The following is a 5420-nucleotide window of genomic DNA, read 5'->3' on the forward strand; positions in this document are numbered from 1 at the left end:
GCGCCACGGCGTCGAACAGCTCGGCCATGTAGTCGTGCGGCTCGATCTGGATGCTGTAGGGTTGAAACGTCAGGCCCAGGCCCAGCGGTTCGGGCGTTTCCACGACCTTTTTGCTGAAGGCTTCCCAGTCAAAGTCGGGCCAGGCCGACAGGTGGGCGTTGTAGTTGCCCACCGCGCCGTTCATTTTGGCCATGATTTTGACGGCCGCGATGCGGTCGCAGGCGGCTTGCAGGCGCACGACCACGTTGGCGATTTCCTTGCCCACGGTGGTCGGGCTGGCGGTTTGGCCGTGGGTGCGGCTGAGCATGGGCACGGCTGCAAAGTTGTGGGCCATTTCGCGCAGTTTCAGCACGATGCGGTCCAGCCCCGGCAGCACCACCAGGTCGCGCCCGGCGCGCAGCTGCAGCGCGTGGCTGGTGTTGTTGATGTCTTCGCTGGTGCAGGCAAAGTGGACAAATTCGCTGGCGCTTTGCAGCTCCGGCCTGGCCTCGAATTTGGATTTGATCCAGTACTCCACGGCTTTCACGTCGTGGTTGGTGGTTTTTTCAATCTCCTTGATGGCGCTGGCATCGGCCTCGGAGAAGTTCTTGATCAGGCCCAGCAGGTAGGTGCGCGCACCCGGGCTGAGGGGCTTGAATTCGGCGAACTTGGCATCGGACAGGGATATGAACCAGGCGATTTCGACCTGAACCCGGCGGTGCATATAGCCCTGCTCGGACATCAGGGGGCGCAGTTGGTTGAGTTTGCTGGCGTAGCGGCCGTCCAGCGGAGACAGTGCATTGATAGTGGAAAAGCTCATGCGTGCAATTGTAGGCCGGGCGTTAGCGCCGTGAAAGTACAGGCGTCTTGCGCCATGTCAGCCAGGCGGGGCTGTCCAGTCGATAGAATATCGGTTCCCCCTCCGGACCACGATCGCACACGCACCATGAAACTTATCGGATCCGCCACAAGCCCCTACGTACGCAAAGTACGCATCGTGATGGCTGAAAAAAAGCTCGACTACCAGTTGGTAGTGGAAGATGTCTGGGCGGCAGACACCACCATTGCCGCTTCCAATCCGCTGGGCAAAGTGCCTTGCCTGGTCATGGAGGGCGGCGATGCCTTGTTTGATTCGCGCGTGATCGTGGAATACCTGGACACCCTGTCGCCCGTGGGCAAGCTGATTCCCGGACAGGGACGTGAGCGGGCCGAAGTCAAGACCTGGGAAGCGCTGGCCGATGGCCTGATGGACGCCGCCATTCTGGCGCGGCTCGAAGCGACCTGGCCGGGCCGCAGCGACGCGCAGCGCAGCGACGCCTGGATAGAGCGGCAGATGGGCAAAATCGACACCACGCTCAAAGCCATGAGCACCAGCCTGGGCGACAAGGCTTTTTGCAGCGGCATTCACCTGAGTCTGTCGGATGTGGCCGTGGGTTGTGCGCTGGCCTACCTGGACTTGCGCTTTTCCGGGATCGCCTGGCGCCAGGTCCATCCCAATCTGGCCAAGCTGCAGGAAAAACTGATGCTGCGCCCGAGCTTCCTGGACACCGAGCCAGCCTGATCTTCAGGGTAAAAACCGCCTTTTGCCCAGCAGAAACGGGTGTAATGTGCTATATAAAAAGTAGCGTTTCCGGATTCACTGGTTGGCGCGTTTTTTCAGCCAGCGCATCAGGCCGCCCACCACGGGCAGCTTTTCATACAGCTCTTCTGCGGCATCCCAGTAGTCGCGGTGAAAATCAATCAGGCCGTCGGCCGTGAACTTCAGGTGCGAGCCGCCGCGCACGGTTTGCAGGCGGGCCGTGTCAAAGCGCTTGAAGCGAAATTCAAAGTTCCAGGTCAAAAAGCACTGGTCGCCATCGACGATGCGGCCGGTCACCACAAAGCGCGGCTGCTCCAGCGCGTCATACATGTGGCTGAAAATTCCCCGCACCGCCGCCAGGCCGCGTACTTCGTTGAACGGGTCTTTAAAGTAGGCGTCTGGCGTGTAAAACGCATCAAGCCTGGCCAGGCTGGCCGGGCTCAGGGTTTCAAAAAAGTCCACCACGCGTGCCGCTGCGGCATGGTTGGGCGGCGTGGGCAGGGTTGGATGCATGGGCTTGGGGCTCAGAGTGCGGTGAATTTTCGGACCACGGTGAAATACAGGCCGTAGGGTAGCAGCCGCAAGGCCTTCATCCAGACGGTGAAGCGTTTGGGGAAATGGATGTCAAATCGTCCCGTGCGCCAGCCCGCCATGATCTGGGCCGCCGCCTCCCCGGACGTGATCAGCCCGGGCATGCTGAACTGGTTTTGTGCGGTGAGCGGTGTTTCCACAAAGCCCGGGCAGATCAGGCTGACACCGATGCCGCTGTCTTTCAGGTCCAGGTACAGCGTTTCAGCCAGGTTGATCAGGGCCGCCTTGGTCGGCCCGTAGGCCAGGCTTTTGGGCAGGCCGCAGTAGCCCGCCACGCTGCTGATCAGGCTGATGTGGCCGGCCCGGCGCGCCAGAAAACCCGGCAGCACCACGTCCAGCACCTGCAGCGCGCCAATGTAGTTGACCTCGCTGTGCTTGAGCATGTCGGCCAGCTGGTAGCCGGTGGCGCGCTGCTCCTTGTAAAAGCCGGCGCAGTACAGCACCAGGTCCAGCGGGCCGCTTGCGGCAATGGTGCTGGCCGCCGCCTGCAGCGCAGCATGGTCGGTCACATCCAGCGGCAGCGCCCGGGCGCCGGGGTGCGTGGCCGTAAATGCCGCCAGCGCCTGGGCATTGCGCGCCGACAGGTAGACGGTAGCGCCTTGCGCGTGCAGCGCGTGCGCGGTGGCCTGGCCAATGCCGCTGGAGGCGCCGACCAGCCACACGGTCTTTCCGCGCCAGTCGGTGAGGGGGGGATTAAGTGGCATTGAACAGGCTTGGTGGGCTTGGTGGATGAATTTTCAGCGCTTGACGAAGGACAGCGTGACCTCGCCCAGCTTGAAGCCGAACTTGCGCATCTCGGCCTTGTTCAGCATCACCTTGTCGCTCATCAGGTACATCCAGTCGTCAAACTGCACCTCGATCACGCGGCCGTCGACCGGCAGTTTCAGCGTGTAGCCCCAGCGAAAGGCGTTGCCTTTTTCCTGGCCCTCGGCCGTTCCCAGCACGTCGCCAGCGGTGCCGGTGTACCGGCCGTCAGGCTGGCGCTGCAGCGTCCAGACGCGGCGCTCCAGCGTGCCGTCCGAGTAGGTGAAGGCTTCGTCGAGCACGCCGGTCTCCATGCCCGGCGGGCCGCTCCAGCTGCACGTCATGACGACGGTAAAGCGCTTGACGACCTTGCCCGAACGGTCGGTGAACAGGCCGTAGGCGTCGAGCGTGCCGTTGAAGTACTGGCGCAAGTCAAGCACCGGCTGCTCGGCGGCGTAGTTGGCCACTTGCGGGCCGGCGCAGCCTGCCAGCAGGGCGGCAGACAGCGCCAGCGTGGAAGCGAAGCGGGTGAGGCCGGAGAGGCGGGGTGAAAATCGGATCATGCTGAAAACCCTTGCGATTTCTGGATAACAAAAAAGTAAACGCCGGCGGCAGCCGCCAGCTTGAGCAGGCAGGGCAGCACGCAGTACGCCACCACCAGCGCGTTCAGCGCGCCGGCATCGCGCACGCCGGGCGCATAGCCAAACAGCCCGAGCAGCGGCAGCGCCAGCCCCGCAGCCAGCGCCAGGTTGAGCTTGGTAGCAAAGTTCCACCAGCCAAAGTAAGCGCCTTCGGCTTGGTTGGCGTGGCCGTTGGCCTGGATCACGCCCGTCAGCAGCGCGCCGGGCAGGGCCAGGTCGGTGCCCAGCGCCAGGCCCGAGAGCGCGCAGACCACGGCAAATTCCAGCGTCTGCCCGGCGCCCAGTTGCGTGGCCCAGGCAAACACGGCAATCGCCAGCGCCATGCCGGCCAGCCAGGTGCGCGCCAGCCCGATGCGCCGCACGGCAGCCAGCCAGAGCGGAATCGACAGCGCGGCGCTTAAAAAGTAGCTGCCCAGAAACAGCGGCTCCATGGCTTGCGGGGCCTGCAGCCGGTCCTGGATGAAAAACAGCACCAGCGTGGCCGGCACCGCGCTGGCAATGCCGTTGAGCATGAACACCGCCAGCAAGCGGCGAAATGCGGGCGACTTGAACGGCAGCCAGAGCGCGCCGGGGGCGGCGGGCCGGCCTGCGTGGCGCGCCTGCGGCCGCACGGCGCGCGCCCAGGCCAGCCCGCCCGCCGCCAGTGCAATGTAGAAAATGGCCGTCGTGGCCGGCAAGCCCAGCGCCACCGGCGTGATGGAGGCCAGCACCACGCCCACCAGGCCCAGCCCCTCGCGCCAGGCCACGATGCGGCTGCGCTGCGCCTCGTTGCCGCCCAGCATCGCGCCCCAGGACTGGTGCGACACGCTGAGCGCGCTGTAGGCGGCATAGGTCAGCACCAGCATGGCGCCGGCCCAGGCCAGCAGCGCGTCGGGTGCTGCCTGCACGCTGGCGGGCGGAAAAAACAGCAGCGTGAACCCGAGCGCCAGCACCAGCGCGGCCACGCCGCCCAGCGCCAGCACGGCGCGGGCCGAGCGCGCAAACAGCCGGTCAATCAGGCGGCCCAGCAGCGGGTCAATCAGCGCATCAAACAGCCGGGCGGCCAGCAGCAGTGCGCCCAGCGCTGCCAGCGGCACGCCAAACGCGCGGGCATAGTGGTTGGGCAAAATCACGTAGAGCGGCAAGGCCACAAAGGCCAGCGGCAGGCCGAGCAGGCCATAGGCCAGGCCCTGGCGCGGGGTGAGGGCGGCCGGGTCTGCGCGGCCGCTCGGCGTCAGCGTCACTCGCCGGCTCCGGCCAGCAGCGCCTGACGCAACTGGGGCTCGGAGGTGTTGGGGGACAGCCAGATGCCAAAAAACAGGCGGGCGAATTCGGCGTCCCGGATCTCGCCGCTGGCCCGGCCGTTGACCCAGAAGGCCGCGCCCACGCCGGGCCGGTGCACGCCGGTGATGCGGTCGCCCTTGCGGACATCCGGAATCACGCGCAGCAGTTCGGTGGTCCACTGCGCCGCCTGCGCCTCGCTGATGGCGGCGCTGCGGCGCATTTCCTGCAGCGAGCGCTTGGCCACCTCGACCGCGTCAAAGGCGCGCAGGTAAGCCAGTTCCAGCGCCATGGGCTGGCTGGCGTAGCCGCCCGCGCCAAAGCCGGTGGCCGCCCACAGGCGCGCGTCGTAGACCTGAAAACCCCAGACCGTGAGCCGTCCCTGGCCGATCAGTTGGCCCTGCGGCAGGGCGCTTGCAACTTCCTGCGCGGTCGCTGCGGGCGATTGCGATTGCGCCAGCGCGGCGCCCGCCCACAGCAGGCTGGCAGCAGCGGCCAGCAGCAGCCGCTTCAGCGTGCGTCCGGGCGTTTGCACAGCGTGAACTGCATGACGCTGGTGTTGGCCTGCGTGAAAGCCGCTTCGCAGTAAGCCATGTAGAACTCCCATATGCGGATAAACCTTTTGT

7 protein-coding genes are annotated in these 5420 nt (G+C 65.4%); 1 reads left to right on the top strand and 6 read right to left on the bottom strand.

Annotated elements, in window-relative coordinates:
- Window positions 1-799, bottom strand: a 799-nt coding sequence (locus tag IV091_RS13425) for a lyase family protein (RefSeq protein ID WP_293469544.1), incomplete at its 3' end; no start/stop codon positions are given.
- Window positions 800-925: 126 nt separating this feature from the next.
- On the opposite strand from IV091_RS13425, the gene IV091_RS13430 reads away from it, so the two are divergent.
- The gene (locus IV091_RS13430; protein ID WP_293469546.1) at window positions 926-1540 is read left to right on the top strand and encodes a glutathione S-transferase N-terminal domain-containing protein; all 615 of its coding nucleotides are present in this window, start codon (window positions 926-928) and stop codon (window positions 1538-1540) included.
- A gap of 75 nt (window positions 1541-1615) precedes the next feature.
- Here IV091_RS13430 and IV091_RS13435 read toward each other — a convergent pair whose 3' ends face one another.
- From IV091_RS13435 to IV091_RS13455, 5 genes are read right to left on the bottom strand one after another with little or no spacing between them, the layout of a single operon-like run.
- Window positions 1616-2071, bottom strand: coding sequence for a nuclear transport factor 2 family protein (locus IV091_RS13435; protein ID WP_293469548.1), 456 nt, complete (start codon window positions 2069-2071; stop codon window positions 1616-1618).
- A gap of 11 nt (window positions 2072-2082) precedes the next feature.
- Window positions 2083-2853 carry an SDR family NAD(P)-dependent oxidoreductase gene (locus tag IV091_RS13440; RefSeq protein ID WP_293469550.1) on the bottom strand — a complete coding sequence of 257 codons (771 nt, stop codon included), beginning with the start codon at window positions 2851-2853 and terminating at the stop codon, window positions 2083-2085.
- Window positions 2854-2886: 33 nt separating this feature from the next.
- Complete coding sequence (locus IV091_RS13445; protein ID WP_293469552.1) at window positions 2887-3456, bottom strand: DUF3833 domain-containing protein; 570 nt, start codon at window positions 3454-3456, stop codon at window positions 2887-2889.
- On the bottom strand, window positions 3453-4751 hold the full coding sequence (locus IV091_RS13450; protein ID WP_293469556.1) for an MFS transporter: 1299 nt from the start codon (window positions 4749-4751) through the stop codon (window positions 3453-3455). The genes IV091_RS13445 and IV091_RS13450 overlap by 4 nt, the downstream gene beginning before the upstream one ends.
- 2 nt (window positions 4752-4753) lie before the next feature.
- On the bottom strand, window positions 4754-5329 hold the full coding sequence (locus tag IV091_RS13455) for a chalcone isomerase family protein (RefSeq protein ID WP_293469554.1): 576 nt from the start codon (window positions 5327-5329) through the stop codon (window positions 4754-4756).
- Window positions 5330-5420: the final 91 nt, after the last annotated feature.

It is taken from the genome of Polaromonas sp. (assembly GCF_018780625.1).
GTDB lineage: Bacteria > Pseudomonadota > Gammaproteobacteria > Burkholderiales > Burkholderiaceae_C > Polaromonas.

Excerpts from the sequence above, each read along its gene's own strand:
- IV091_RS13430 (WP_293469546.1), top strand. The coding sequence starts at position 926 with ATGAAACTTATCGGATCCGCCACAAGCCCCTACGTACGCAAAGTACGC.
- IV091_RS13440 (WP_293469550.1), bottom strand. The coding sequence starts at position 2,853 with ATGCCACTTAATCCCCCCCTCACCGACTGGCGCGGAAAGACCGTGTGG.
- IV091_RS13435 (WP_293469548.1), bottom strand. The coding sequence starts at position 2,071 with ATGCATCCAACCCTGCCCACGCCGCCCAACCATGCCGCAGCGGCACGC.
- IV091_RS13445 (WP_293469552.1), bottom strand. The coding sequence starts at position 3,456 with ATGATCCGATTTTCACCCCGCCTCTCCGGCCTCACCCGCTTCGCTTCC.